The sequence below is a fragment of the Halomonas sp. TG39a genome (genome assembly GCF_000744395.1).
GTDB classification, from domain to species: Bacteria; Pseudomonadota; Gammaproteobacteria; order Pseudomonadales; family Halomonadaceae; genus Vreelandella; species Vreelandella ventosae_B.
In genome coordinates, this window is record NZ_JQLV01000001.1 from 1088300 (window position 1) to 1113259 (window position 24960).

At 56.4% G+C, this 24960-nt stretch carries 23 protein-coding genes; 9 read left to right on the forward strand and 14 right to left on the reverse strand.

Translation table 11 applies throughout. From position 1 onward, the window contains the following. Positions 1-222 precede the first annotated feature (222 nt). The 4 genes from hslO (at position 223) to U738_RS04810 (ending at position 4877) form a co-directional block, all read left to right on the forward strand. Complete coding sequence (hslO, locus tag U738_RS04795) at positions 223-1098, forward strand: Hsp33 family molecular chaperone HslO (RefSeq protein ID WP_035577856.1); 876 nt, start codon at positions 223-225, stop codon at positions 1096-1098. A 300-nt stretch (positions 1099-1398) separates the two neighbouring features. After that, positions 1399-2955, forward strand: coding sequence for a phosphoenolpyruvate carboxykinase (locus U738_RS04800; protein ID WP_035577858.1), 1557 nt, complete (start codon positions 1399-1401; stop codon positions 2953-2955). Between the two features lie 157 nt (positions 2956-3112). After that, positions 3113-3610 (forward strand): peptide-methionine (R)-S-oxide reductase MsrB, encoded by a 498-nt coding sequence (gene msrB / locus U738_RS04805; protein ID WP_035577861.1) that lies wholly within the window; start codon positions 3113-3115, stop codon positions 3608-3610. 52 nt (positions 3611-3662) lie between these two features. Continuing rightward, positions 3663-4877 carry an alpha-hydroxy acid oxidase gene (locus tag U738_RS04810; RefSeq protein WP_035577863.1) on the forward strand — a complete coding sequence of 405 codons (1215 nt, stop codon included), beginning with the start codon at positions 3663-3665 and terminating at the stop codon, positions 4875-4877. Here U738_RS04810 and U738_RS04815 read toward each other — a convergent pair. Further along, positions 4867-5727, reverse strand: a complete 861-nt coding sequence (locus U738_RS04815) for a LysR substrate-binding domain-containing protein (protein WP_035577865.1) — start codon at positions 5725-5727, stop codon at positions 4867-4869. The two genes, U738_RS04810 and U738_RS04815, sit on opposite strands and share 11 nt — an antisense overlap. A 121-nt stretch (positions 5728-5848) precedes the next feature. Between U738_RS04815 and U738_RS04820 the strand changes: the two genes are divergently transcribed. The 5 genes from U738_RS04820 (at position 5849) to U738_RS04840 (ending at position 11676) form a co-directional block, all read left to right on the forward strand. Continuing rightward, complete coding sequence (locus U738_RS04820; RefSeq protein ID WP_050713691.1) at positions 5849-6079, forward strand: DUF1127 domain-containing protein; 231 nt, start codon at positions 5849-5851, stop codon at positions 6077-6079. Positions 6080-6159: 80 nt separating this feature from the next. Continuing rightward, on the forward strand, positions 6160-8514 hold the full coding sequence (locus U738_RS04825) for a Tex family protein (protein WP_035577867.1): 2355 nt from the start codon (positions 6160-6162) through the stop codon (positions 8512-8514). Positions 8515-8644: 130 nt separating this feature from the next. Further along, positions 8645-10288: a glutamate--cysteine ligase gene (gene gshA / locus U738_RS04830; protein WP_035577870.1), complete on the forward strand. Its 1644-nt coding sequence runs from the start codon at positions 8645-8647 to the stop codon at positions 10286-10288. After that, on the forward strand, positions 10285-10785 hold the full coding sequence (locus tag U738_RS04835; protein WP_035577872.1) for a disulfide bond formation protein B: 501 nt from the start codon (positions 10285-10287) through the stop codon (positions 10783-10785). Before gshA ends, U738_RS04835 begins: the two co-directional genes overlap by 4 nt. Before the next feature lie 27 nt (positions 10786-10812). After that, positions 10813-11676: an alpha/beta hydrolase gene (locus tag U738_RS04840; protein ID WP_035577875.1), complete on the forward strand. Its 864-nt coding sequence runs from the start codon at positions 10813-10815 to the stop codon at positions 11674-11676. A gap of 211 nt (positions 11677-11887) precedes the next feature. Here the strand turns inward: U738_RS04840 and U738_RS04845 are convergent, their stop codons facing one another. The 13 genes from U738_RS04845 to U738_RS04905 form a co-directional block, all read right to left on the reverse strand. Then, the gene (locus tag U738_RS04845; protein ID WP_035577878.1) at positions 11888-12301 is read right to left on the reverse strand and encodes a RidA family protein; all 414 of its coding nucleotides are present in this window, start codon (positions 12299-12301) and stop codon (positions 11888-11890) included. A gap of 11 nt (positions 12302-12312) precedes the next feature. Next, positions 12313-12720 carry an acyl-CoA thioesterase gene (locus U738_RS04850; RefSeq protein ID WP_035577880.1) on the reverse strand — a complete coding sequence of 136 codons (408 nt, stop codon included), beginning with the start codon at positions 12718-12720 and terminating at the stop codon, positions 12313-12315. 14 nt (positions 12721-12734) lie between these two features. Further along, the gene (locus U738_RS04855) at positions 12735-13415 is read right to left on the reverse strand and encodes an ABC transporter ATP-binding protein (protein ID WP_035556816.1); all 681 of its coding nucleotides are present in this window, start codon (positions 13413-13415) and stop codon (positions 12735-12737) included. Beyond that, positions 13408-14160 carry an ABC transporter ATP-binding protein gene (locus U738_RS04860; RefSeq protein WP_035577882.1) on the reverse strand — a complete coding sequence of 251 codons (753 nt, stop codon included), beginning with the start codon at positions 14158-14160 and terminating at the stop codon, positions 13408-13410. The genes U738_RS04855 and U738_RS04860 overlap by 8 nt, the downstream gene beginning before the upstream one ends. Continuing rightward, entirely contained in the window at positions 14153-15229 is a 1077-nt protein-coding gene (locus U738_RS04865) for a branched-chain amino acid ABC transporter permease (protein WP_035577886.1), read from the reverse strand. Before U738_RS04865 ends, U738_RS04860 begins: the two co-directional genes overlap by 8 nt. Next, positions 15222-16142, reverse strand: a complete 921-nt coding sequence (locus U738_RS04870; protein ID WP_035577889.1) for a branched-chain amino acid ABC transporter permease — start codon at positions 16140-16142, stop codon at positions 15222-15224. The genes U738_RS04865 and U738_RS04870 overlap by 8 nt, the downstream gene beginning before the upstream one ends. Positions 16143-16205: 63 nt before the next feature. Beyond that, positions 16206-17348 (reverse strand): ABC transporter substrate-binding protein, encoded by a 1143-nt coding sequence (locus U738_RS04875; RefSeq protein ID WP_035577891.1) that lies wholly within the window; start codon positions 17346-17348, stop codon positions 16206-16208. A gap of 40 nt (positions 17349-17388) precedes the next feature. Then, positions 17389-19056, reverse strand: a complete 1668-nt coding sequence (locus tag U738_RS04880) for a benzoate-CoA ligase family protein (RefSeq protein WP_035577893.1) — start codon at positions 19054-19056, stop codon at positions 17389-17391. Positions 19057-19365: 309 nt separating this feature from the next. Beyond that, a complete protein-coding gene (locus U738_RS04885) occupies positions 19366-20499 on the reverse strand; it encodes an acyl-CoA dehydrogenase family protein (protein ID WP_035577895.1) in 1134 nt (377 codons plus the stop codon). Then, positions 20499-21311, reverse strand: coding sequence for an enoyl-CoA hydratase family protein (locus U738_RS04890; protein WP_035577897.1), 813 nt, complete (start codon positions 21309-21311; stop codon positions 20499-20501). The genes U738_RS04885 and U738_RS04890 overlap by 1 nt, the downstream gene beginning before the upstream one ends. A gap of 24 nt (positions 21312-21335) precedes the next feature. Continuing rightward, positions 21336-21803, reverse strand: coding sequence for a MarR family winged helix-turn-helix transcriptional regulator (locus U738_RS04895; RefSeq protein WP_035577900.1), 468 nt, complete (start codon positions 21801-21803; stop codon positions 21336-21338). After that, a complete protein-coding gene (locus U738_RS04900) occupies positions 21800-22540 on the reverse strand; it encodes an SDR family NAD(P)-dependent oxidoreductase (RefSeq protein WP_035577903.1) in 741 nt (246 codons plus the stop codon). Before U738_RS04900 ends, U738_RS04895 begins: the two co-directional genes overlap by 4 nt. Beyond that, a complete protein-coding gene (locus U738_RS04905; RefSeq protein WP_035577906.1) occupies positions 22537-24822 on the reverse strand; it encodes a bifunctional salicylyl-CoA 5-hydroxylase/oxidoreductase in 2286 nt (761 codons plus the stop codon). Before U738_RS04905 ends, U738_RS04900 begins: the two co-directional genes overlap by 4 nt. Positions 24823-24960 lie beyond the last annotated feature (138 nt).

Genomic DNA, 24960 nt, shown 5'->3' on the forward strand with positions numbered 1-24960 from the left:
GAGTGACTCCCTTTAATTACTCCCCCATAACGGGATCCGAGAGCAGGTTGAAGCGAGGGTCTTTTGACAAGGATGTCAAAAGTAGCGCCCATGGATGGGTTCACAGCGCCCTCGCGTAAACCTGCCCTCGGCACTGAGGAGCGCGGATTGTCAACTGCGATAACCCTGAGCCAAGTAGCCCTTAGCCACTAATAAACTAGTTAAACCTTAGGTTGCCAAATTATGTCCGATCAAATTCAACGTTTTATGTTCGATCACACCAATGTCCGCGGCGAGATCGTCACCCTGGCTGCCGCCTATCACGAAGTGTTGGATCGCCACGCCTACCCTCCGGCGGTCAATGAGCTGCTGGGCGAGCTGTTAGCCGCCGTGGCGCTGCTCACCGACACGGTTAAGTTAGATGGCACGCTGAGTATCGAAGTGCGCGGGCGCGGCGTTCTTTCATTGCTGATGGCCGAATCCAATCCCGGTGGCGAACTGCGCGCGATTGCCCGCATAGCAGAAGACGCCGCGCTGCCTAGTGAGCGTGCCAGCTTCCGCGAGCTGGTGGGCGAAGGCCAGATCGTGATTACCCTTGATCCCCGCGAAGGTAATCGCTATCAAGGCATCGTGGCGCTGGACCAAGCGTCACTGGGTGGCTGCCTGGAAGCCTATTTCAGCCAATCCGAGCAGTTGCCAACCCGCCTGTGGTTAGCGGCCGATGAGAAGCGCGCGGGTGGGTTACTGCTACAGCGGCTGCCAGAAGAGTCACAAAACCAGGATGTCGATGCCTGGGATCGCAGCGTACAGCTAGCCGATACGATCAAAACAGAAGAGTTGCTGGGTCTTGAGCAACGCGAAGTACTGCATCGCCTCTACCACGAAGAGACCGTGCGTGTTTTTGAGCCCAAAGCCCTGCGCTTTGGCTGCACCTGCTCTCGGGAACGTATGAGCTACGCGCTGCACTCTCTAGGCAAGGATGAACTGCGCGATATTCTCCACGAACAGGGTGCTATCGATACCCAATGCCACTTTTGCCACACGAAATATCACTACACAGCAGCGGATATTGAAACTTTGTTGGACGACCCCGAAGCGCCATCGCCCACGATTCACTAAGTATGTAGTCGAGGTCGCGGGGTAGGGCAGTTCCCAGCAGTGCTAGGAGGGCCAGTGGATTCAATGAATTTGCAATTTCTTGCAAACGGCTGTTTGAATTATTACTGCGCCGCAACACAAAATGTAGTGCCTTTGTAGTAGTTTAACTACAAGATATTTGATCTTCGCCCCCGTTTCCTGGGGGCTTTCTTTTTGCCATAATGCGCCGAACTTCAGCGCGCCCAGCCGGTTTTGTAGTGGCTGGGATGACTTTAAGGCGTCGGTGACGCCCGGTAACTCGAGAGAAGCCCAGGAATCGACATGACCACGACTCAAGCCGCTCCCCAAACCCACGTTAATCTCAGCAGCGCCGAACTAATCGAGCGTGCGGTGGCACGTGGCGAAGGCCGCCTCTCAGCCAACGGTGCCTTGGTAGTCAAGACCGGCGTACGTACCGGCCGTTCACCGAAAGATCGTTATATCGTCGACGAGCCCTCCACCAGCAGCCAAATCGACTGGGGCAATGTGAACCAGCCCTTCGACGCAGGTAAGTTCAACGCCTTGTGGGATCGGGTCAATGAGTACCTGGCCAGCCAAGAGCATTTTGTTGCTGAGCTGCACGTTGGCAGCGATTCCGCTCACTACCTGCCGGTACGTGTTACCACCGAAACCGCTTGGCAAAATCAGTTTGGCCGTACCATGTTTGTTCGCCCCCAGGCTTACAACACAGCGGTTAAAGACGAGTGGACGATTGTTAACGCCCCAGGCTTTGAGTGTGACCCATCGCGCGATGGCACTAACTCTGACGGCTGCGTGATTATCAACTTCGCCGACAAAAAAGTGCTGATCGCGGGTATGCGCTACGCCGGTGAAATGAAAAAAGCTATGTTCTCGGTGCAGAACTTCCTGCTACCGGCCGCAGACGTACTCCCCATGCACTGCTCGGCTAACGTCGGTGAAGATGGCGAAACCTGCCTGTTCTTCGGCCTCTCCGGTACTGGTAAAACGACACTCTCGGCGGATCAGGCGCGCTTCTTGATCGGTGACGACGAGCACGCGTGGGGTGACGGCATCGTCTTCAATATGGAAGGAGGCTGCTATGCCAAGTGCATCGACCTCTCCGAGAAAAACGAGCCGGTTATCTGGAACGCCATCAAGTTTGGTACCGTGCTGGAAAACGTGGTGTTGGATGACCGCCGCGAGCCTGACTACGCCGACGACAGCCTGACCCAGAACTCCCGCGCCGCTTACCCGCTAGAGCACGTTGAAAAACGCGTAGCGGAAAACCTGGCCAGCGAGCCGAATGCCATCGTGTTCCTGACCTGCGATATGTCCGGCGTACTGCCCCCGGTGTCGATTCTTTCCAAAGAAGCCGCGGCATACCACTTCCTGTCTGGCTACACCGCCAAAGTGGGCTCTACCGAAATGGGCTCCTCTGAAGGCCTGGCGGCCACGTTCTCCACCTGCTTCGGCGCACCGTTCTTCCCGCGTCCTGCCCGTGAGTACGCTGACCTGCTGATTAAGCGCGTTGAGAAGAAAGATGCCCAGGTCTATCTGGTCAATACCGGCTGGACCGGCGGTGCCTACGGCGAAGGTGGTGCACGCTTCTCCATCCCCACCACCCGTGCCATCATCAGTGCGATTCAATCCGGTGTTCTGCGCGACATCGACACCAAGCATATCGACGGCCTAAACCTGCAAGTACCGCTCGCTGTGCCGGGCGTCGACTCTAGCCTGCTCGACCCGCGCGAGACCTGGCAAGACCGTGATGCCTATGACCGCCATCTAAAAGAGCTGGCGACCAAATTCGTCGATAACTTCAAGAAGTTTGAAGGCGTCAACGAAGCAATCATCAAGGCGGGCCCTCAGCTAGGCTAAACGTTAGCGGATATAAAGATGCACGCTGATGTAAGGAATCGAATGCAGGGGCGACAAAGGCGTTAGAAGCGATGGAAGTCAGAATGGGACAGTGCTCAGGCGCTGTCCCATTTTTTTATTGGCTATTTTCCTTGCCAATTACGACGGGAGCAACACCATGAAAAGACGTCAATTTTTAGGCCTAGCAGGACTCACCAGCGTAGTAGGGGCAATTCCCGGTTTTTCGTTTGGCTTTCCACGCTTAGACCTTGAGGCTGCCCCTGGATTGGAAACACTGGATCTGAGTGAAGCTGAGTGGCGCGAACGGCTCTCTGATGAGGCCTTTAATGTGCTCCGTAAGCACGGGACTGAACCTGCCTTCTCTAGCCCCTTGGATAAAGAGTGGGGAGAGGGCGAATACCATTGCGCTGGTTGTGACCTATTACTTTTCACCAGTGAAATGAAATATGATTCTGGCACTGGTTGGCCAAGCTTTTTTGAGCATGTAGAAGGACATATGCTGACAGAGCTGGATTTCAAATTGGTTTGGCCTCGCATCGAATACCACTGCGCCCGCTGCGGCGGTCATCAAGGCCATGTATTTGAAGATGGCCCTGACCCCACCGGCCTGCGCTGGTGTAATAACGGAGTGGCCCTGCGCTTCATGCCGGCTTGAATGGGTGAGCCTGTTAACTGGAGCGATATAAAACAATGATTAGGAGCGCTGTGTGAAAGGATGGTTTCAACGACTGAGTACTCAAAAAAAACTCGCCAGCATCCATAACCTGCACGATGTTGAGAGACTGGCGCGGCGCAAACTGCCCAGGCCGATTTTTGGCTATATCGACCATGTCGCCGAGGATGGGCGAACCCAGCGCGCTAATCTGAGCGCCTTTGATGAGTACCGATTTTTGCCCAAAGCGTTTGTTAACGTTGCGCAAATTGATCTGCACACCGAGCTTTATGGCAAACGCTACGCGGTACCTTTCGGCATCGCCCCTATGGGCATCAGTGCGCTCTCGGCTTACCGGGGTGACTTAGTGCTGGCGCGGGCAGCGGCTGAGCGTAACCTACCGATGATTATGAGCGGTTCGTCGCTGATACCCATGGAAGAGGTGGCCAAAGTGGAGGGCGCCGACTGGTTCCAGGCGTATTTGCCGGGAACCCCGGAAGGTATCGAAGCGCTGCTGGCACGTATTCAGCGGGCTGGCTTCAAGAAGCTGGTAGTAACGCTTGATTACCCGGTACCGCCCAATCCTGATAATTTTCGCCGCTCGGGGTTTGCCTCCCCGCTGGAACCAAGCCTGCGTTTAGCGTTTGATGGATTGATGCGCCCAGACTGGCTGATTAATACCTTCCTGCGCACCCTGCGTAAGCATGGCATGCCACACTTTGAGAACAATTATGCCGAACGGGGTGCCCCCGTCATATCTCGCCAAGCCGCGCGGGATTTTTCGGGGCGGCGTCATTTTGACTGGGGCTATCTCGATCTGGTGCGGCGCCTTTGGCCCGATACCTTGATCGTCAAAGGAATACTCAACCCGGAAGATGCCGTTCGTGCACATCAAGCGGGTGTCGATGGCATTATCCTTTCCAATCACGGCGCCCGCCAGTTGGATTGCACCATCTCGCCGCTCGAAGTCTTGCCAGAAATTAAGCGCCGGGTCAGTGATATTCCAATTATGATCGACAGCGGCTTCCGACGTGGCAGCGATGTTATCAAGGCGCTAGCGCTGGGGGCTGACTTTGTCTTTGTCGGGCGGCCCTTCAACTACGCAGCCGCCTGCGCGGGGCAGGCCGGAGTAGAGCATGTCGCCGATCTTTTGCAGCGTGAAATTGAACGCAATATGGCCCTGCTAGGGCTGACCAGCCTTTCACAGCTTGATCGTACCTGCCTATACCAGCAGGCGGCAAGCGACTCATCTCAGCCAATTAAAGCCTAAACCCTTCAACAATATGCTCTGCCAAGCTATCGATGATCGGTGACTGGGTGGAGGCGGTGCGCAGTAGCACGATGGATGATTCGGGTAATTCGGGAAACCCCTCTTTTACCCCCAATATCTGCATATCGGGGGTAACTAGACTGCGCATCCAGGCAGACACAGCCAGCCCCGCCCCAACAACGGCTTGCAGCGTTGCCAGGCTGGGGCTGCTGTAAGCAATTCGATAAGCCCGGTCTGCGCGGTCAAGCGCGTTGCAGGCATGGCGGCGACAAAAGCAGGGGGCTTCAAACAGGGCAAGCGGTACCGGTGTCTGTAAATGGGTGCAGTGACTCTCCGCCGATACCCACACGGTCGCCTCACGCCTTAAGATGGTGCCAATCTCATCGCCTATCTCCCGCGTCATAATAATCAGATCCAGGCTTCCTTGCGGCTGCTGGGAAAGCACTGACGAGGGGGCGCAGTGGACATCCACATCCACCAACGGCCAGGCCTGGGAAAAGGTTTTCAGAATGCCGGGCAGAAAGCGCATTACATAGTCATCTGGTACGCCCAAGCGTACGCGGCCCACCATATCGGGTTGGCGCAGAAGCGTTAGCGCCTCTCCCTGCAGCGATAAAATTTTACGCGCATAGCCAAGCAGCGTGTGGCCTTCGCTGGTCAGTTGCAGCGGCTTGCTCTGGCGCACAAACAGCGGACGCTGAATAACGTCCTCTTCAAGCCGCTTGATCTGCATACTCACGGCCGATTGGGTGCGGTTCACCGTCTGAGCGGCGCGGGTGAAGCCGCCTTGGTCAACTATGGCAACAAAGGTACGCAGCAGCTCGTGATCGATGGTGGGTAGTGTGGCCATGGGTATCAATATTTCTGATGTTGTTTATAAAGAGTATTCGTTGGATTGATTGTAGGCGCTGTTCAATACTTCCTTCAACACTTATTCATGCCGCCGTATCTAGCGGCGAAGGGAGGTTGAAATGGAGCGCTCGTTACACTGCTTGCAAAACCAACAGTGCCAGTCGATTGAGAAACGGCAACCGAGAGTCACCTGGCGAGAAAGGCTCTATCGCTGGCAGCAACTGCGTCGTGAGCGTGAGACCTTGCGTCATTTAAGCGACGATATGCTTAAAGATATTGGCATTAGTCGCGAAGCGGTTCAGCGTGAATCACGTCGGCCGTTTTGGGACGACCACGGGTGGCGCCGCTAATGCCTCAAGCTATGCCAGCCGTGGCGGGTTTGTGATACCTTGTGGACACTTAAAAATGCTGCATGAGTTAGTTGCAATTTATGGATGTCAATCAGCGTATTATTTCCCGCCTAGCCACTGAGCTTGGCGTACGTCCCGAGCAAGTATCGGCTACGGTGGAGCTGCTGGATGGTGGCGCCACCGTGCCGTTCATTGCCCGCTACCGTAAAGAAGTCACCGGCGCGTTGGACGATATCCAGCTGCGCCAGCTCGATGAGCGCCTGCGCTACCTGCGTGAGTTGGAAGAGCGCCGAGCCGCCGTACTGGCCGCCATCGACGAGCAAGGCAAGCTAGACGGCCCGCTTAAAGCGAGTATTGACGCCGCCGAGACCAAGCAGCGGCTGGAAGATCTATACCTGCCGTTTAAGAAAAAGCGCCGCACCAAAGCACAAATCGCCCGCGAAGCAGGGCTTGAGCCGTTGGCGGATGCGCTGCTGGCCGATCCATCCCTTGATCCTGACAGCGAAGCGGCGAGCTATTTACGCCCAGCAGAGGGCGATATTCCCGCCATTGAAGATGCCAAGGCCGCCCTGGATGGCGCAAAGCAGATTTTGATGGAGCGCTTCGCCGAAGATCCCGAGCTCATTGGCCAACTGCGTGAACGACTATGGCAAGAGGGCGAACTAAGCGCCCGGGTGCTGGAAGGCAAGCAGCAGGAGGGCGCCAAGTTCTCCGACTACTTTGAGCACGATGAAAAACTCGCCAAAGCGCCGTCACACCGTGCCCTGGCCATGTTCCGTGCGCGCAATGAAGGGGTGTTAAGCCTGTCAATCCGGCTGCCCGGCGAAGAGGAGGCTCCCGTTCATCCCGCTCAAGTCACGATTGCCAAGCAGTTTGGTATCAGTGATCAGGGCCGCCCGGCGGATAAATGGTTGGCCGAAGTGGTGCGCTGGACATGGCGGGTAAAGCTCTACACCGCCCTGGAAACCGAGCTGCTGGGGCGTCTACGCGAGCAGGCCGAATTAACCGCGATTGAAGTGTTTGCCGCCAACTTGAAAGACCTGCTGCTGGCGGCACCGGCGGGTCAGAAAGTCACTCTGGCCATCGACCCCGGCCAGCGTACCGGCTGTAAAGTCGCGGTCATCGATGCCACTGGGCAGTTTGTCGATCACACCACGATTTACCCGCACGCGCCGCAAAATCGCTGGGATGAGTCACTGGCCGTGCTAGCCAAGCTGGCCAAACAGCATGGCGTCGAGCTGATTGCGGTGGGCAACGGCACCGCCAGTAGGGAAACCGATAAGCTGGCGGGTGAACTGCTCAAAGCACTGGCCCCCAAACACCGCTTAAGCAAAGTGATGGTCTCTGAGGCGGGCGCTTCGGTTTACTCCGCCTCTGAGTACGCCTCGCGTGAAATGCCCGATCTCGATGTCACGGTACGCGGTGCGGTCTCTATCGGCCGTCGCCTGCAAGACCCGCTTGCCGAACTGGTGAAAATCGAGCCCAAATCCATCGGCGTTGGCCAGTATCAGCACGATGTCTCCCAGGTGCAGCTCTCCCGCAGCCTGGAAGTGGTGATTGAAGACTGTGTTAACGCCGTAGGCGTCGATCTCAACACCGCCTCCAGCGCGTTGCTTTCCCGGGTGGCGGGGCTGAGTGCTGCACTGGCCGAAAATATCGTTGCCCAGCGCAATGCCAAAGGCGCCTTTAAAAGCCGTAAAGAGCTGTTAGAAGTCAGCCGACTGGGCGCAAAGACTTTTGAGCAGTGTGCGGGTTTCTTGCGCATCCATAATGCCAATAACCCCTTGGATGCCAGCGCCGTACACCCTGAAGCCTACCCACTGGTAGAGCGTATCGCTAAGCAGAGCGGCCGTGAAGTGCGCGGCTTGATTGGCGATAGCGCTGCGCTGAAAGCGTTAAAGCCAGCCGACTTTGCCGATGAGCGCTTTGGGGTGCCCACGGTCAGCGATATTCTCAAAGAGCTGGATAAACCCGGCCGCGACCCGCGCCCAGAGTTTAAAGCTGCCGAGTTCCGCGAAGGGGTCGAAACCCTCAACGATCTCAAGCTTTCCATGGTGCTCGAAGGCACAGTTACCAACGTGACACATTTTGGTGCTTTTGTGGATATCGGTGTCCATCAGGACGGCCTGGTACATATTTCAGCGCTGTCGGATCGCTTTATCGACGATCCACGCAGCGTGGTTAAGGCGGGGGATATTGTGACTGTCAAAGTCATGAGTGTGGACATACCCCGCAAGCGGGTGGGGCTTTCAATGCGCCTGGATGACCAGCCAGAGGCAGAAAACGATGCTAATAAGCACGATGGCTCAACTAGAGATCAGCGGAACGCCAACCGCAAGCCGTCTCGGAACCAACGTAATAGCGCCAAGACCGACGAACCAGCGCCCATGGGCGCGCTGGGGGCTGCTTTGCTAAAAGCACGTGGCGGCAAATAGTCGCGCGCCTTGAAAAAATGATCGTTGCCGCCATATCCTGTTGTCTACTTTCGAACAGCGATGATGGCGATGCCACCTGACTACAACAAGGCCCGCTTACGGCGGGCTTTACTGACAAGGAGTGTTCATCTTGCCTGAACCACTCACTGTGCCATCTGCGCTGACCGCGCAAGTCGAGCGCCTGATCCCCAGTGCGCGCCTTGGTCGGTTGGGCCGCCTGCGTCGTGGACTTGAGAAAGAGGGGCTACGGGTTGATGCCAAGGGCCACATTGCGCAAACGCCGCACCCCCACGCGCTGGGCTCCAAGTTAACCCACCCGCATATCACCACGGATTATTCAGAGTCACTGTTAGAGTACATTACGCCGGTTTATTCGCTGCCGGGTGAAGCGCTGTGCTTTCTTTCTGACCTGCACACCTTCACCTATCACCATCTTGAAAATGAGTGGATCTGGCCGGGCAGCATGCCCTCCAGGCTTTCCGGTAACGACAGCGTGCCGATTGCCGACTACGGCAGCTCCAATGTGGGCACCATGAAGCATGTTTACCGTAAAGGGTTGGATATGCGCTATGGCCGCATCATGCAGGCGATTGCAGGCGTTCACTACAACGTATCGCTGCCGGATGATATGTGGCACGCCCTGCGTGAAATGGAAAAAGCCACCAATATCCCGTTCAACGATTACCGCTCTACCCGTTATTTCGGCATGATTCGCCACTTCCGTCGCCATAGCTGGTTACTGCTTTATTTGTTTGGCGCATCCCCGGCCATCGATAAGAGCTTTTTGCCCGACGACAAAAAAGTGCCTGAAAAGCTGCACTCCCTCAGTGACGATACCTACTACGCGCCTTACGCGACAACCCTACGCATGTCGGATCTGGGCTATCAAAACAAGGTGCAGTCGCAGCTTAAAATCTGTTTTAACTCGCTATCTAACTACGTTAACACCCTTCGCCACGCCATCTCTTCGCCGTGGCCCGACTATGAAAAAATGGGTGTTCACGTGGATGGTGAGTGGCGCCAGCTAAACGCCAATATTCTTCAAATCGAAAACGAATACTACAGCGATATTCGCCCCAAGCGGGTCGCCAAGCACAACGAAACGCCCAGCCAGGCGCTCGAAGCACGCGGTGTGGAGTACATCGAAGTGCGCTGTTTGGATCTGAATCCTTTCGACCCTCTCGGCGTCACTGAAGAGCAGATGCGCTTTGTGGACACCTTCTTGATGTGGTGCTTGCTCAGCGACAGCCCATGGATCTCCGATGAAGAGTGTGACCGTCTGGACGACAACCGTCGCTGGGTGGTCGAGCGCGGCCGTGACCCTGAACTCACGCTGTTTAACCACGGTGAATCCACCTCGGTACGTGAGTGGGGCGAGCAGATATTCGCAGAGATGGGAGAAGTCGCCCGACTGTTGGATGCGGTCGAGGAGGGAGCCCCTCATGCTGACGCGCTGGCAAGCCTTGCTCCACGCCTGGCAGACCCTTCGCTAACGCCATCGGCGCAAGTGCTTCAACGGCTGAAGGAGAATGGCGGATCGCTTAGCGATTTGATGTTAAGCCTTGCTCAAGAGCAGGCCGCACAATTGAAAGCCGAGCCGATGCAGCGTAGTCGCGAAGCGTTACTTGCCCAGTTAATCGAGACCTCCCACCAGCAGCAGCACGATATTGAAGCCGCTGACCAAGAGACCTTTGAAGAGTTTTTACAGGTCTACTTCACTAAAGCCCGTGAGTCCCGCGCCATGTCGGCGCTGCCATCTGAGGTTCGTCAATGATTTTGCACTCCTTTCGCTCGGTAGCCCTGGCCGGTTTAGCCTTCTGCGTTTTGATGATGGCGGTAGCCCTTGGGCTAGAGCACATCGGCGGTTATGAACCTTGCCCGCTGTGTATCTTTCAGCGCGTAGCGGTGATCGCCGCGGGCATCGTGTTTGCGATTGCGGCTATCCACAGCCCCGCTGGGCGTGCGGGTAAAGTCATTTATGGCCTGCTGTCGCTCATTGCGGTGGGAACGGGTGCCTTTATCGCCGGACGCCATGTGTGGCTACAAGGCTTGCCAGCCGATGAAGTCCCTTCCTGTGGCCCTGGGCTCGATTACATGATGGATATCCTGCCCATGCAGGATGTGGTTTCCATGGTGTTAACCGGCTCGGGGGAGTGCGCCAATATCGATTTCTCGTTGCTCGGCCTATCACTGCCCGCCTGGACGCTAATCGGATTTGCCATTCTGGCAATCGCACCGCTGCGTATGCTGTTGATGAAAAGTCGGGGTTAGTAGGGCGTCAGCGATAAGGAGACGTACATGCTTTATCAACACTTTACGACTCAAGAAGAGATCGATCGCGCCTACGACCCGATGATGGGTCGTGACCCGGCGGTGTTGGTAAAGGATTGGCGTGAGCGCAGCGAAGCATCAAGAATTAACCACCGCACAACGCTCGATCTGCCTTATGGCTCAACGCTTGCTGAGCGCATGGATATCTTTCATGCCGATGCACCTGATACCGATAGCCCAAAAGCGCCGGTGCATGTGTTCTTCCACGGCGGCTACTGGCGCTCGCTGAGCCATCGTGAATTTAGTTTTATCGTCGATGGCTTGGTCAACGCTGGTATCACCGTCGCGGTGGTCAACTACGCGCTCTGCCCACAGGTTCGCTTTAGCGAACTGGTGCGGCAGAGCCAAGCAGCGGTGGCCTACATTTATTGCCATGCCGCTGAGTTGGAAGTTGATCCTGAGCAGCTGAGTGTTTCGGGGCACTCGGCGGGCGGGCATTTATGCGCGATGTTAATGTCGACGGATTGGCAAGGCACCTTTGGCTTACCCAACCAGTTGATTCGCGGCGCGCTCTGTATCAGCGGTTTATACGACCTGCGGCCATTTCCTTGGTCATGGCTGCAGCCCAAGCTTCAGCTCAGCGGGCGCGATGTGCAGGAGTTCAGCCCCTTATGGCTGCCGTGCCGAGTATCTGCGCCTATACAGCTGGTAGCAGGGAACCTGGAGTCTGAAGAGTTCGAGCGCCAGATGAGCAGCTATGCTGAGCATTTAAGCCAGCAAGGCCAAACAGTGACTCAGCAGCTACTTCCCAACGTAGACCACTTCTCGATTCTTGAGCACTATCTTAACGATGGTTGTTTTGTTGAGTGGATTAAAGGGTTTCACTGCTAATACCAAGCAGCGTCCAGTTAGGGCGCTGAAAGTTCGGCTTCCAGCGAGGGGCTGGGGCAGGGTATAGCGGGGGTCTTTTTCCAGGGCCGGAAAATGTTCCCGACAATTCCGGCATTTCCGCCATCCATGGCGGTCAGATGGAAAAAGTAGCGCCCATGGATGGGTTCACAGCGCCCCCGCGGCACCCTGCCGCTGCCCCGTACTCATAACGCTATACGGCCGGAATCACCGCAGTCGCTTCGATTTCTACCTTGGCCTGATCTTCGACAAGTCCCGCCACCTGAACCATAGTCATCGCCGGGAAATGCTTGCCCAGCACTTCGCGATAGGCTGCGCCCACCTCCTTAAGCCGCGCCAGATACTCCTGCTTATCCGTCACATACCAAGTTAACCGCACGATATGCTCCGGGCCTGCATTAGCCTCTTTTAAGATCGCCACGATATTTTGCAGCGCCTGGTTCACTTGCACGACAAAGTCATCACTTTCAAATACCTGGTCGGCATTCCAGCCAATCTGGCCGCCTACAAACACAGTTTGGCCCGAAGCCAGCACGCCGTTAGCGTAGCCAATGGCCGGTTTCCAGTGGGAAGGGTGAAGAAGCTGATGAAAGTTGGCGTCACTCATTATGGCTATCCTTATAGGTTATCAACGGTAATATGCTGGCGTATTGCCTCTGTCCATGGCATCGGCTTACCGCTACTTAAATCCACAAATACCAGGGTTGAATCACTGGTTAAGCGCTTTTGCTCTCCGCAATAAGCGACAATCTGCAGCGTTAAACTGCTGCGCCCCATGGACTGAACCCTTAATTCAAAGGTCAGCCGTTCGCCTAATCGGCTAGGTGCATGAAACTGGGTCTCGATAGCAGCAGTGGGCACGCCCGTACCGGTCTCCACATGCAGTTGGTTAAAGTCGTGGTGCACGACCTCCTCAAACCAATCCTCTACCACCGAGTTGATCATCTCGAAATAGCGAGGGTAAAAAACGATACCGGCCGGGTCACAGTGCTGAAAACGAACCTTCCGCTGCGTGGTAAACGCCATTATTATTTTCCTCCCTACACACCCAGGTAACGGTCACGCACAGCACTGTCCAGTGCCGCTGGTTTCCCATCCCACACTGTGCTGCCCTTTTCAAGAATGGTGCAGCGGTCAGCGATAGGCAGAATCTCGCTTAACGACTTATCCACCAACAGCGTGGCCTGGCCTTGCTCCTTAAGCAGCCGAATCGCTCGCCAAATCTCCTGACGAATAACCGGCGCCAAGCCTTCGGTGGCTTCATCAAGTACTAGCAAGCGCGGATTGGTCATCAATGCCCGACCAATGGCCAGCATCTGCTGCTCACCGCCAGAAAGGGTTTTGGCCATTTGCGCCCGGCGCTCCTCCAAACGCGGAAACAGCGTTGCCACTTTTTCCAGCGTCCACTCGCCAGGGCGAGCGGTGACCAGCAGGTTTTCGCGTACGGATAAATTGGGAAAGCAGCGGCGCCCTTCTGGCACCAAACCCAACCCCGCCTTAGCGATGCGGTAAGCGGGCAAACGGCGTATCTCTTGAGATTCAAATTCAATAGTGCCGCGGCTAGCTTGCGTCAGACCAAATATCGAGCGAATGGTGGTGGTTTTACCCATACCATTACGGCCCATCAACGCCACCATTTCCCCGGCGTTCACCTCAAGGTTGACGCCAAAGAGCGCCTGGGAGGGGCCATAAAACGTTTCAATGTCAGCAACCTTAAGCATCAGAATCTCCCAGGTAGGCTTCACGAACGCGCGGATCCTGCCTAATCGCCTGGCTATCGCCGTGGGCGATAACGCTGCCAGAGACCAGCACCGAGATGCGATCGGCAAGCCGAAACACCGCTTCCATATCGTGCTCGATTAGCAAAATGGGCACTTCCAGCTTTAGCGTTTCCAGCAGCTCAGTAAGCTTCGCCGAACCTTCCGGGCCCAGACCAGCCATGGGCTCATCCAGCAAAAGGGCGCGGGGCTTAAGGGCCAGGGCGCAAGCCACCTCCACTTGACGGCGCTCACCATGGGAAAGCTCAAAGACCGGCGTCCAGGCGCGATGGCTAAGCTGCATGCGCTCCAGGGCCGCATAAGCGGGTTCAAGCAGGTGCCGGTCACGGGCGACGGGTTTCCAGAAGCGAAAGCTATGACTCTGCAGCGCCTGAACGCCCATCATCACATTACGCATCACGGAAAGCGGCTCGGCCAGCGAGGAGACCTGAAAACTACGCCCCAGCCCCAAACGGGCGCGTTGGGCAATACTCATACCGGTGATTTCGGTATCGGCTAGAAAAACGCGGCCCTCATCCGGGCGTATATTGCCGGCAATTTGGCCGATCAACGTCGATTTACCCGCTCCATTGGGCCCAATCAGTGCGTGGATTTCTCCTGGCTTAAGATCCAGCGAGACATCACCGGTTGCCTGCAACGCCCCAAAACGTTTATTCAGGTTTTGCAGTGAAAGAACGATATCACTCATTGCGCTCCCTCCCAGCTAACCAACCCATCACCCCGTGTTTGGCGAACAGCACCACGCCAAGCAGGACTAAACCCAGGAATAGCTGCCAATACTGGGTAACGCCTCCGAGGAATGTCTCCATCATTACAAACAGCACTGCACCGGCCAGCGGGCCATACAGGCGCCCTACGCCGCCCAGAATCACAATCACCATCAGTTCACCGGAGAAGTGCCAACTGAGCATGGTGGGGCTAACAAAGCCATTTAGATCCGCATATAGCGCACCGGCAAGCCCGGTAATTGCCGCAGAAATCACAAACGCCACCAGGCGAATGGGGTAGGGGCTAATCCCAGCAGTGGCCAAACGCACCTCGTTAAGCCGCGCCATGGTGAGTGCTGCACCAAAACGTGATTTCATCAGCCGTGAGGTGATCGCCATCGCCAGTATTAACCCGGTGAAGCAGATCAAAAAATAGGTTAGCGCATTGCTGCTATCGACCAGCGGCAGGGTATTGCGTATGTAAATCGGCAGGCCATCCTCGCCGCCATAGGTCGGCCAGGAGTTGGCAAAGTAGTAAATCATCTGCGCAAAGGCGAGGGTGATCATAATAAAATACACCCCGGTAGTGCGCAGTGAAATAGCGCCGATCGCCAGCGCCAGCAGTCCGCACAGTACGGCGGCGGCCAGCCATACCACCAGCAGGCTATCGCTGCCCGGAATGCTAATGGGCCAGGTCATAAACGGTGTAACATCAAAGGCGTGATAGGCACTGATGCCTGCCACGTAGCCACCCAGGCCGAAGTAGGCCGCATGGCCAAAACTCACCATGCCGCCATAGCCAATTGCCAGATTAAGTCCAACGGCGGCCATGGCAATGATGGTCATCCGTGAAGCCAAATTGACGTAGTAAGTATGGCCCAGAAAATAAGCCGCAACAGGTAGCAAAAATAGCAGCCCGAGCAGGGTTATCTGCACCAGCCCTTTGCGATCAAAGTGGCTATCCGTCTTGGTGGCAAGGGAAGCGTTGGTAACGCCCTGGGGGCCGTTCTTAGCCAAGCCGTTCTTAGACAGGTAAGTGTTATTAGTCATGAGCAGAAAACAGTCCCTTTGGCTTGAACGCGAGAATAACGGCCATGAGGATATAGATCAGCATCGCAGCCAGCGCCGCGCCGACACCTGTCGCCTCAGAGGGCGGCATAAACGCACGGAAAAAGATCGGCAAATAGACCCGCCCCAATGTATCGACCACACCCACCAACAGCGCACCCAGTAGCGCCCCTTTAATGGAGCCGATACCACCAATCACGATCACGACGAAGGCCAAAATCAGCACCGGTTCACCCATGCCTACCTGTACAGACTGTAGCGCCCCCACCAATGCACCGGCTAAGCCTGCCAACCCCGCGCCCAACGCAAAGACCACGGTATACAGCTTGGAAATATTCACCCCAAGTGCACCAATCATTTCGCGGTCACTTTCTCCGGCGCGAATACGCATGCCTAAGCGTGTTTTAGAAATCAGCAAGTAAAGCGCGATGGAAATGACAATCCCCACGCCAATCAGCATCAGTCGATAGATGGGATAGCGGGTATCGCCGGGCAGCGTGACGAACCCGGTTAACCAGGTGGGCGGGCTAAGCCGCATGGGTGACGAGCCGAAAACCCAGCGCGTACCTTCTGAAAAAATCAAAATAAGCGCAAAGGTCGCCAATACCTGGTCAAGGTGAGGGCGGTGATAGAGTCGGCGTATGACCAGTAACTCCACCAGCGCGCCGACCATGGCGGCCGCAGCCATACCGGCCCCCAGGCCAATCAAAAAAGAGCTGGTTGAGGCAGTCACAGCGGCGGTGGCATAGGCCCCCACCATGTAAAACGAACCGTGGGCAAGGTTGATTAGCCCCATCACCCCGAACACCAGGGTGAGGCCGCTGGCCATCAAAAACAGCATGGTGCCGAGCTGCACGCCGTTAAGTAGTTGCTCAATTAGCAGAGTAACGGACACGTCAAACATCCTTTGCGAAGGAAAAGAGCAAAGGCCGGGCGATCACGCCCAGCCGCAGCGGTATTACATCTTGCACTCTTCGAAGTAGACGTCCTGGATATCTTCAATCGCGATACCAATTAGGCGATTGGTAGGCTCACCATCGTCACCTTCCACGACTTCACGAACGTAGATGTCCTGGATAGGGTGATGGTTAGGACCAAAACGGAACTCGCCGCGCACGCTATCAAAATCAGCGGCACGTAGTGCTTCGCGGAAGGCGTCTTTATCATCGGGGTGGGCAACGTCAAGCGCACTAAGAATCAGGTTGGCGGTGTCATAACCCTGTGCAGCGTAAAGCGTCGGCATGCGGTCATAGGCGGCCTGGAAACCCTCTACAAAGCGGGCGTTGGTGTCATTTTCGAGGTCATAAGCCCATAGCGAGGTATTGCGCGCGCCAATGGCTGCACTGCCTACCGCTTTGATCAGAATTTCGTCAAACGAGAAGGCGGCGCCAAAGATCGGCATATCAACGCCGGAGCTCTCCCACTGCTTCATAAACGAGATACCCATCCCGCCGGGCAAGAAGAAGAACAGGCTGTCGGCATCGCTGTCACGAATCTGGGCAATTTCCGCAGCGTAGTCAGTCTGCCCCATTTGGGTGTAAAGCTCACCGACAACCTCACCTTCATAAAGGTGTTTGAAGCCCGCCAACGCATCGGTGCCAGCCGGGTAGTTGGGCGCCATGATGATCGGGCGCTCATAACCCTCCTCGCGCATGTAGGCACCCATCGCGCCGTGCAGGTTATCGTTCTGGTAGGCCACGTTGAAGTAGTTCTCATGGCACATGCGACCCGCTAAGTCGGAAGGTCCGGCATTGGGTGAGAGATAGAACGTGCCCTGGCGCGTCACAGTGGGGACCACTGCCATTGCCAGGTTGGACCAGATAATGCCGGTCAGAATATCGACCTCATCACGCTGCATAAACTCATTGGCCAAGCTGCGCGCCAAGTCAGGACGGTTAGCGTCATCCTGGATCAGCACTTCCACATCGTCACGGCCAGCCTGCTCAAGAGCGAGCATAAAGCCATCGCGAACGTCCACGCCCAGGTGCGAACCGCCGCCTGACAGGGTGGTGATCATACCGATTTTAACGTCGTCGGCGTGAGCGGTTACCAGGCTGGAGGAGAGCAGTAAGCCAAGGCCAAAGCGGGATATCATTTTCATGGATCATTCCTCATTTTTAATCGTTTTATTGCTTAGAGGGTTATACGTTGGTGCTATTTATATTGGTGCAGGGAGAGCCAGCGCTGGGGTAATGTTCCTGGCTCAGCCGAAAGCGCTGAACCTTACCCGTGGTTGTTTTAGGTAGTGCCTCGATAAAACGTATGGAGCGAGGGTACTTATACGGCGCAATGGACTGCTTCACGAAGTCTTGCAACATTTGCTGACACTCTTCATCTTGCTGAAATCCATCGTTTAGAACAACAAAAGCCTCGACAATCTGCCCCCGCTCTTCGCTGGGTGCGCCAATCACCGCGCACTCTTTAACAGCGGGGTGGGCCAGTAGCGCCGCCTCCACTTCAGGGCCTGCGATGTTATAGCCCGCCGAGACAATCATATCGTCATTGCGGGCGGCGAAATGAAAGTAACCCTCTTCATCCTGATAAAACGCATCGCCGGTAATATTCCAGCCATCTTTGACGTATTTTTGCTGGCGCTGATCGGCTAGATAGCGGCAGCCGGTAGGGCCACGTACGGCAAGCTTACCCACCGTGCCGCGAGGTACATCATTCATCGTGTCATCAACAATACGTGCTTGGTAGCCTGTTACCGGTCTGCCGGTGCAATTGGGGCGATGGTCATCCAGGCGGTTGGAGATAAAGATATGCAGCATTTCCGTCGCACCAATGCCGTCAATGATGGGCGTGCCGGTTTGCTTGATCCAGTCATGATAAATCGGCGCGGGCAGGGTTTCACCAGCGGAAACCGCGACGCGCAGGCTGCTTAAATCCTCATGACGAGTGGGTGCGGAGAGCATGGCGCGATATGCCGTGGGTGCGGTAAATACTACCGTGGCCTGATACTCGCGGATAATGTCCATCATATTGGGTGGGGAGGCGTGTTCGAGCAGCACGGCGGTGGCGCCAAAGCGCAGCGGAAAGATCGCCAATCCACCCAGGCCGAAGGTAAACGCCAATGGGGGGGAGCCGACAAATACATCCTTCGGCGTTACCTGCAGCACCTCTTTAGCGTAGCCATCGGCAATCACCAGCAGGTCACGGTGAAAATGCATGGTCGCTTTAGGTGAGCCGGTGGTGCCCGAGGTAAAACCGAGCAGCGCCACATCGTCGGCGGCGGTATCCACGGCATCAAAGGTGGCGGGTTTACTGAGTGCCAAGCGGTCAAGCTCGGCGTCGTGGTTGGCGGTGCCATCAAAGCCAACGATCCGTTTGAGCTCCGGGCTATGTTGTTGGCACTCAACCAGTTCATCGAGCAGGCGGGTATCGCAGAGGGCGAGACTGATTTCCGCTTTATCAATGACCTGGCATAGCTCTTTGGCGCGCAGCATTGGCATGGTGTTGACGACAACAGCGCCTGCCTTGGTGGCGGCTAACCAGCAGGCCACCATAGCCGGGTTATTGGCCGAACGAATCAATACTCGCTGGCCGGGAATCACGCCAAGGTCTTCGACCAGCACGTGGGCAAGGCGGTTGGTCCACTCGGTGAGTTCTTGATAGGTTCGCCGTCGGCCATTGCCCGCTAAGGCAATCCGTTCACCGTGGCCCAGGTTGAGCAGCCGATCGCACAGTTCTACGCCTGCGTTCAGGCGTTCAGGATAATCGTAGCCCGCGAGCAGAAACTCAGGCTGACCATCAGTGGGTGGCAGGTTATCCCGCGCAAAAGTATCAGCATGAGCCGACTGGATGTACATGACCAACCTCCGTATTTAGAGTCGTTGTTTATTCCTGCCCGAGCCATATAGAAATCAGGTCTTTCTCAGATGGAGATCTGCACCGCTTTGGTCTCGAGAGCAGGCTTCCGCGAGGGCGCTGTGAACCCTTCCTTGGGCGCTACTTTTGACATCCCTGTCAAAAGACCCTCGCTCCAACCTGCTCTCTTCTCCCGTTAACGGAGATATTCAAAGAAGTCATTTCCAACTGTGATAGCCCTGGGGCAGGGATACGGTGTCTGGCGTTGTGTTTTATTGTTTGGTGTAAAACCTTGTTCGACTTTTTGCTGCTTACTCTTCCGCGAGCATGCTGCGGGCGATGACTACTTTCTGGACGTCTGATGCCCCTTCATAAATACGCAGCGCGCGGATTTCCCGGTAGAGGCTCTCGATAATGTGGCCTTTGCGCACCCCGTCACCGCCATGTAGCTGCACGGCTTGATCGATCACCTGCTGGGCTTGATCGGTGGCAAACAGCTTGGCCATCGCGGCTTCTCGGGTGACGCGCTCCGCGCCTTGGTCTTTGGTCCAAGCGGCGCGGTAAACCAGCAGGGCAGCGGCATCTACATTCAGCGCCATATCGGCCAAGTGGCCCTGCACCATTTGCAGATCAGAAAGGGTTGCGCCAAACAGCTCCCGGGAGCGGCTGCGGGAGAGCGACTCTTCCAGCGCCCGGCGGGCGAAGCCAAGGGCTGCTGCTCCAACCGTGGAGCGGAAAACGTCCAGCACCGACATGGCAATCCGAAAGCCTTGCCCAGGCTTGCCGATCAGCGCGCTGGCAGGCAGCACCATATCGTTGAAGCCCAGCCGTGCCAGCGGGTGAGGTGCCACAGACTCCAGGCGCTCACGAATCTCCAGCCCTGGGGTGTCGGCAGGTACTAAAAACGCCGAAAGCCCTTTAGCGCCGGGCCCTTCACCGGTGCGGGCGAAGACCGTGTAGATATCGGCAATGCCGCCGTTAGAGATCCAGGTCTTTTCGCCATTTAACCGGTAGCTATCGCCGTCATGCTCGGCGGTGGTATCCAGTTGGGCCACATCAGACCCCGAGCGGGGCTCGCTCAGGGCAAACGCAGAAATGGCTTCACCCCGGCGGGTTTTATCCAGCCATTGCTTCTGTTCGTCACTGCCATACAGACTAATTGCGCCGGTGCCCAGCCCCTGCATGGCAAAGGCGAAATCGGCCAAGCCGTCGTGGCGGGCAAGGGTTTCGCGAATGAGGCACAGGCTGCGCACATCGATATGCTCGCCAGCGGTGCCTTGCAAAAAGCCCGCTTTGCCCAGGTCACGCACTAGCTGGATACAGGTGGCATCCACATCGCGGTGATCGCGGGGTAGTTCAGCATGGCACCACGCCTCAAGCTGCTCGGAAAGTTCGCGATGCTGGGCCTTAAAAAAGGGCCACGCTAGAAAACTCTTGTCGCTCATCAGTCCCCCTTAAACTCAGGTTTTTGTTTGGCTACAAAGGCGTGGTAGGCGCGCTCGAAATCGTTGGTCTGCATGCAGATTGCCTGGGCCTGGGCTTCCGATTCGATAGCCTGCTCCAGGCTCATCGACCACTCCTGATTTAGCTGGGTTTTGGTAATGCTGTGGGCAAAGGTGGGTCCATTGGCCAGGCGGGTGGCGTAGGCGATGGCATCTTCTTCAAGAACGTCCGGCTCGACCACGCGGTTGTAAAAACCCCACTGCAGACCTTCCTCGGCACTCATACTGCGGCCGCTGTAGAGCAGGTCTGCGGCGCGGCCTTGACCGATAATGCGTGGAAGAATCGCGCAGGCGCCCATATCGCAGCCCGCTAGGCCCACCCGGGTAAACAGGAACGCCGTGCTGGCGCGAGGGGTGGCAAAGCGAATATCCGAGGACATGGCGATAATCGCCCCCGCCCCCACACAAATGCCGTCTACGGCGGCGATAATGGGCTTGCCGCAGTTCAGCATGGCCTTGACCAGATCCCCGGTCATGCGGGTGAATTCGAGCAGGCCCTTCATATCTTTGCCCACTAGCGGGCCGATAATTTCATGTACATCGCCGCCGGAGCAGAAGTTCTCGCCGTTGGCGGTAAATACCACGGCATGCACATCCGAGGCGTAGGCCAGATCACGAAAGGTATCGCGCAGCTCTGCGTAGCTCTCAAAGGTCAGCGGATTTTTGCGCTCAGGGCGATTGAGCCGAATAACGGCAACATCACCGCGCATTTCCCAGATAAAGTGCTCGGGGGTTAAGCCTGCCATGCTCTTCATAATATTGTTCTCGCCTATCAGTGATTAATCGGCATTGTTAGGAGAAGCGGGTAAGCGGTGGAGCAGCTCGCCTATATGGTGGGCGTCCTCTTCGTTTACCCCCTCAAATAGCGCATTGATCCAGCGTTCATGCTCAACGGCCATTCCTCTAAAGTTTTCCCGACCAACCACCGTTAAGCACACCCGCGTGGCACGCCGGTCGCCCTCAATGGCAATACGCTCCACGGCACCATCCTCTACCAGGCGATCGATAATGCCGGTGACATTGCCATTGGAAACCCGCAGCCGTTTGGAGAGCTCGTTCATTTTTAGGCCCTCCTCAGCGGCATACAGCGCGGCCATCACATCAAAGCGCGGCAGCGTAGAGTCATGCTCGGTGCGCAGGCGCTCACGCAGTTCGGCTTCTACTTGGCGAGTGACCCGCAACATGCGCAGCCATAAGCGCAGGCGTTCCTTACTTAAGCTGTTTCCAGCCACATTCCCAGCTGTCATACTTCACCCCCTGAAATTGAGATCGCCTGGCCGTTAATCGCGCTGCTATTAGGGCCGCATAGCCATAAAGCCGTTGCGGTGACCTCGGCGGGAGTGACTAAGCGCCCGGTGGGGTTGGTGGACTCAAAATGAGAGGTTGCCTGTTCGGCGGACTGGCCGGTTTTAGCCACAATGTTGTCGACGCTGGCCGCCAATAAGGGTGTGTCGGTAAACCCAGGGCAGAGCGCATTAACCGTTATGTTGCGAGTCGCTGTCTCAGCCGCCAGCGAACGCACCAACCCCACCACGCCATGTTTTGCCGCGCAGTAAGCGCCCACATAAGCGTACCCCTTCAGGCCAGCGGTGGAGGCAACGGCGATTAGTCGCCCACCGTCATTTAGCTGCTTTAAGCCTTCGCGTAGGGTTAGAAATACCCCGCTTAGATTTACATTAAGCATGCGCTGCCACTGCTCGAACGATGTCTTGGCAAATGGCGCGCTTTCCGCCGCTCCGGCGTTGGCGATAACAATATCGACCCTGCCGATGTTCTCGAAAAACGCCACCATGGCGGCTTCGTCGGTGACATCGACCACTGCGAAGCTGATGGCATCATGTTGGTCAGCTACCGTTTGAAGGGCAGCCTCCCGGCGGCCGGTAACGGTCACATCAGCGCCTGCTTGGGCAAAGGCTAAGGCCATATCCGCACCGATACCGCTGCCGCCGCCGGTAATCACGGCGCGTTTTCCCATCAAACTCATATCCAGCCCTCGCCACGCTCAGCTAAACGTTGCAGCTGGTCCGCCCCTGCTCGGTAGGGCGCTGGCCACTCGACTTCTCTATCACCTAAGCCAGCAGCAACGTGCAACAACCAGTAAGGGTCAGCCAGGTGAGGGCGGGCGATACAGACCAAGTCAGCGCGGCCAGCCATTAGAATCGAGTTCACATGATCGGCCTGATAAATATTGCCCACCGCCATGGTGGCAATTGATGCTTCGTTACGGATCCGGTCAGAGAAGGGCGTTTGGAACATACGACCATACACCGGCTTGGCTTGGGTCGAGGTTTGCCCAGCCGAGACATCCACAATATCCACCTCAGCCTCCCGCAGCCGCTTGGCGATCTCAACCGCATCATCAGGGGTAATGCCTTCATCGCCGCACCAGTCGTTGGCGGAAATACGCACCGAAAGCGGTTTATGGGCAGGCCAAACGCTGCGCACGGCGTTGATAACTTCCAGCGGATAACGCAGCCGATTATCTAAAGCGCCGCCATACTCATCGTTACGATGGTTGGTCAGGGGAGTGATAAACGAAGAGAGCAGGTAGCCGTGGGCGGCGTGAATCTCGACCATATCGAAGCCCGCGCGGTCAGCCATTTGCGCTGCGCTGACGAACTCGTCGCGGATGCGATCCATATCCTCGCGATCCATCGCCTTCGGCACCTGGTTGCGCGCTGCCCAAGGTTGAGCAGAGGCTGACAGTATTGGCCAGTTGCCCTCCGCCAGCGGGGCATCCATCTCCTGCCAGCCGAGTTGGGTAGAGCCTTTAGGGCCGGAGTGACCGATTTGGGCACACAGCTTGGCGTTGGTTTCCGCGTGAACAAAATCACACAGGCGCTTCCAGGCTACTTCATGCTCGGGGGCGTACAGCCCTGGGCAGCCGGGGGTAATACGCCCAGTGGGGCTGACGCAGGTCATTTCGGTATACACCAGTCCCGCACCGCCTTTGGCCCGCTCGGCGTAGTGGCTAAAGTGCCAATCGGTTGGGCAGCCATCCACGGCTTTGTACTGGGCCATGGGCGAGACCACGACGCGATTAACCAGGGTCATATCGCGCAGTTGGTAGGGGGCAAACATCGGTGCGCGGGCGCTGTCTGGATTGCCCGCCTGGGTTTGAAACCAGCGCTCGGCGCTCTCCAGCCACTCGGGGTCGCGTACCCGCAGGTTTTCGTGACTGATGCGCTGGGAACGGGTCAATAGCGAGTAGTTGAACTGCACCGGGTCGAGATCCAGGTAGCGCTCTACCTGCTCAAACCACTCGGTGGAGTTACGCGCTGCGGACTGTAAGCGCAGCACCTCGAAACGGCGGTCTTCTTCGTAGCGGGCGATGGCAGCTTCCCTACTGCTTTCACTGTGTAAGCAGTTAGCCAGCGTTATGGCGCTTTCCAGGGCGAGTTTGGAGCCCGAGCCAATCGAGAAGTGGGCAGTCGCTGCGGCATCGCCCATCAGTACTACATTCTCATAGCTCCAACGCTCGCAAAGCACCCGTGGAAAGTTGATCCACGCCGAGCCGCGGATATGGTTGGCGTTGGTCATCAGCGCATGGCCATCAAGATGCTTGGCAAAAATACGCTCGCAGACCGCAATCGATTCCTGCTGGCTCAGCTCACCAAAGCCAAACGCCTGCCAGGTGGCTTCACTGCACTCGACGATAAAAGTCGCCGTATCGTTATCAAACTGGTAAGCGTGGGCCCACACCCAGCCATGCTCGGTGTGCTCGAAAATAAAGGTGAAAGCGTCGTTAAAGGTCTGGTGCGTGCCCAACCAAACAAATTTACACGCCCGCACATCAATATCGGGTTTGAAATGCTCAGCATAGGTTTGGCGGGTGCGGGAGTTCAGGCCATCGGCCGCCAACACCAAGTCATATTCTTGCCGGTACTGTTCAATGGCGTCTTCTGTGGCATCGGTTTCAAAACGCATGTCTACGCCGAGTTCGCGGGCGCGCTCCTGGAGCAGAATTAACAGCTGGCGGCGGCCAATACCGCAAAAGCCGTGGCCGGTGGAGACGGTTTTGACGCCTTTATGAACAACTGCAATATCATCCCAATAGGCGAAGTGCTCACGAATTCGCTCTGCGCTAACCGGGTCGTTGGCTGCCAGGTTGTCGAGGGTTTCGTCGGACAGCACCACGCCCCAGCCGAAGGTATCGTCAGCACGGTTACGTTCAAGCACCACGATCTCATGGGAAGGATCCTGCAGCTTCATGCTGATCGCAAAATAGAGGCCGGCAGGCCCTCCACCCAGGCAGGCGATTCTCATTATTTTTCTCCACGGGAAAATACACTCTGTTTTGAAGATAGGAGAGGCATGTATAAAATTCAAGCTTAAAATGTTTAGGCTTAAAATATATTTTGACGAGCATTTGAGACCCGACAGCCGCCTTTACACGCAATGGCG

Excerpts from the sequence above, each read along its gene's own strand:
- hslO (WP_035577856.1), top strand. The coding sequence starts at position 223 with ATGTCCGATCAAATTCAACGTTTTATGTTCGATCACACCAATGTCCGC.
- U738_RS04800 (WP_035577858.1), top strand. The coding sequence starts at position 1,399 with ATGACCACGACTCAAGCCGCTCCCCAAACCCACGTTAATCTCAGCAGC.
- msrB (WP_035577861.1), top strand. The coding sequence starts at position 3,113 with ATGAAAAGACGTCAATTTTTAGGCCTAGCAGGACTCACCAGCGTAGTA.
- U738_RS04815 (WP_035577865.1), bottom strand. The coding sequence starts at position 5,727 with ATGGCCACACTACCCACCATCGATCACGAGCTGCTGCGTACCTTTGTT.
- U738_RS04820 (WP_050713691.1), top strand. The coding sequence starts at position 5,849 with ATGGAGCGCTCGTTACACTGCTTGCAAAACCAACAGTGCCAGTCGATT.
- U738_RS04825 (WP_035577867.1), top strand. The coding sequence starts at position 6,160 with ATGGATGTCAATCAGCGTATTATTTCCCGCCTAGCCACTGAGCTTGGC.
- U738_RS04835 (WP_035577872.1), top strand. The coding sequence starts at position 10,285 with ATGATTTTGCACTCCTTTCGCTCGGTAGCCCTGGCCGGTTTAGCCTTC.
- U738_RS04840 (WP_035577875.1), top strand. The coding sequence starts at position 10,813 with ATGCTTTATCAACACTTTACGACTCAAGAAGAGATCGATCGCGCCTAC.
- U738_RS04845 (WP_035577878.1), bottom strand. The coding sequence starts at position 12,301 with ATGAGTGACGCCAACTTTCATCAGCTTCTTCACCCTTCCCACTGGAAA.
- U738_RS04850 (WP_035577880.1), bottom strand. The coding sequence starts at position 12,720 with ATGGCGTTTACCACGCAGCGGAAGGTTCGTTTTCAGCACTGTGACCCG.
- U738_RS04855 (WP_035556816.1), bottom strand. The coding sequence starts at position 13,415 with ATGCTTAAGGTTGCTGACATTGAAACGTTTTATGGCCCCTCCCAGGCG.
- U738_RS04860 (WP_035577882.1), bottom strand. The coding sequence starts at position 14,160 with ATGAGTGATATCGTTCTTTCACTGCAAAACCTGAATAAACGTTTTGGG.
- U738_RS04865 (WP_035577886.1), bottom strand. The coding sequence starts at position 15,229 with ATGACTAATAACACTTACCTGTCTAAGAACGGCTTGGCTAAGAACGGC.
- U738_RS04875 (WP_035577891.1), bottom strand. The coding sequence starts at position 17,348 with ATGAAAATGATATCCCGCTTTGGCCTTGGCTTACTGCTCTCCTCCAGC.
- U738_RS04880 (WP_035577893.1), bottom strand. The coding sequence starts at position 19,056 with ATGTACATCCAGTCGGCTCATGCTGATACTTTTGCGCGGGATAACCTG.
- U738_RS04885 (WP_035577895.1), bottom strand. The coding sequence starts at position 20,499 with ATGAGCGACAAGAGTTTTCTAGCGTGGCCCTTTTTTAAGGCCCAGCAT.
- U738_RS04890 (WP_035577897.1), bottom strand. The coding sequence starts at position 21,311 with ATGAAGAGCATGGCAGGCTTAACCCCCGAGCACTTTATCTGGGAAATG.
- U738_RS04895 (WP_035577900.1), bottom strand. The coding sequence starts at position 21,803 with ATGACAGCTGGGAATGTGGCTGGAAACAGCTTAAGTAAGGAACGCCTG.
- U738_RS04900 (WP_035577903.1), bottom strand. The coding sequence starts at position 22,540 with ATGAGTTTGATGGGAAAACGCGCCGTGATTACCGGCGGCGGCAGCGGT.
- U738_RS04905 (WP_035577906.1), bottom strand. The coding sequence starts at position 24,822 with ATGAGAATCGCCTGCCTGGGTGGAGGGCCTGCCGGCCTCTATTTTGCG.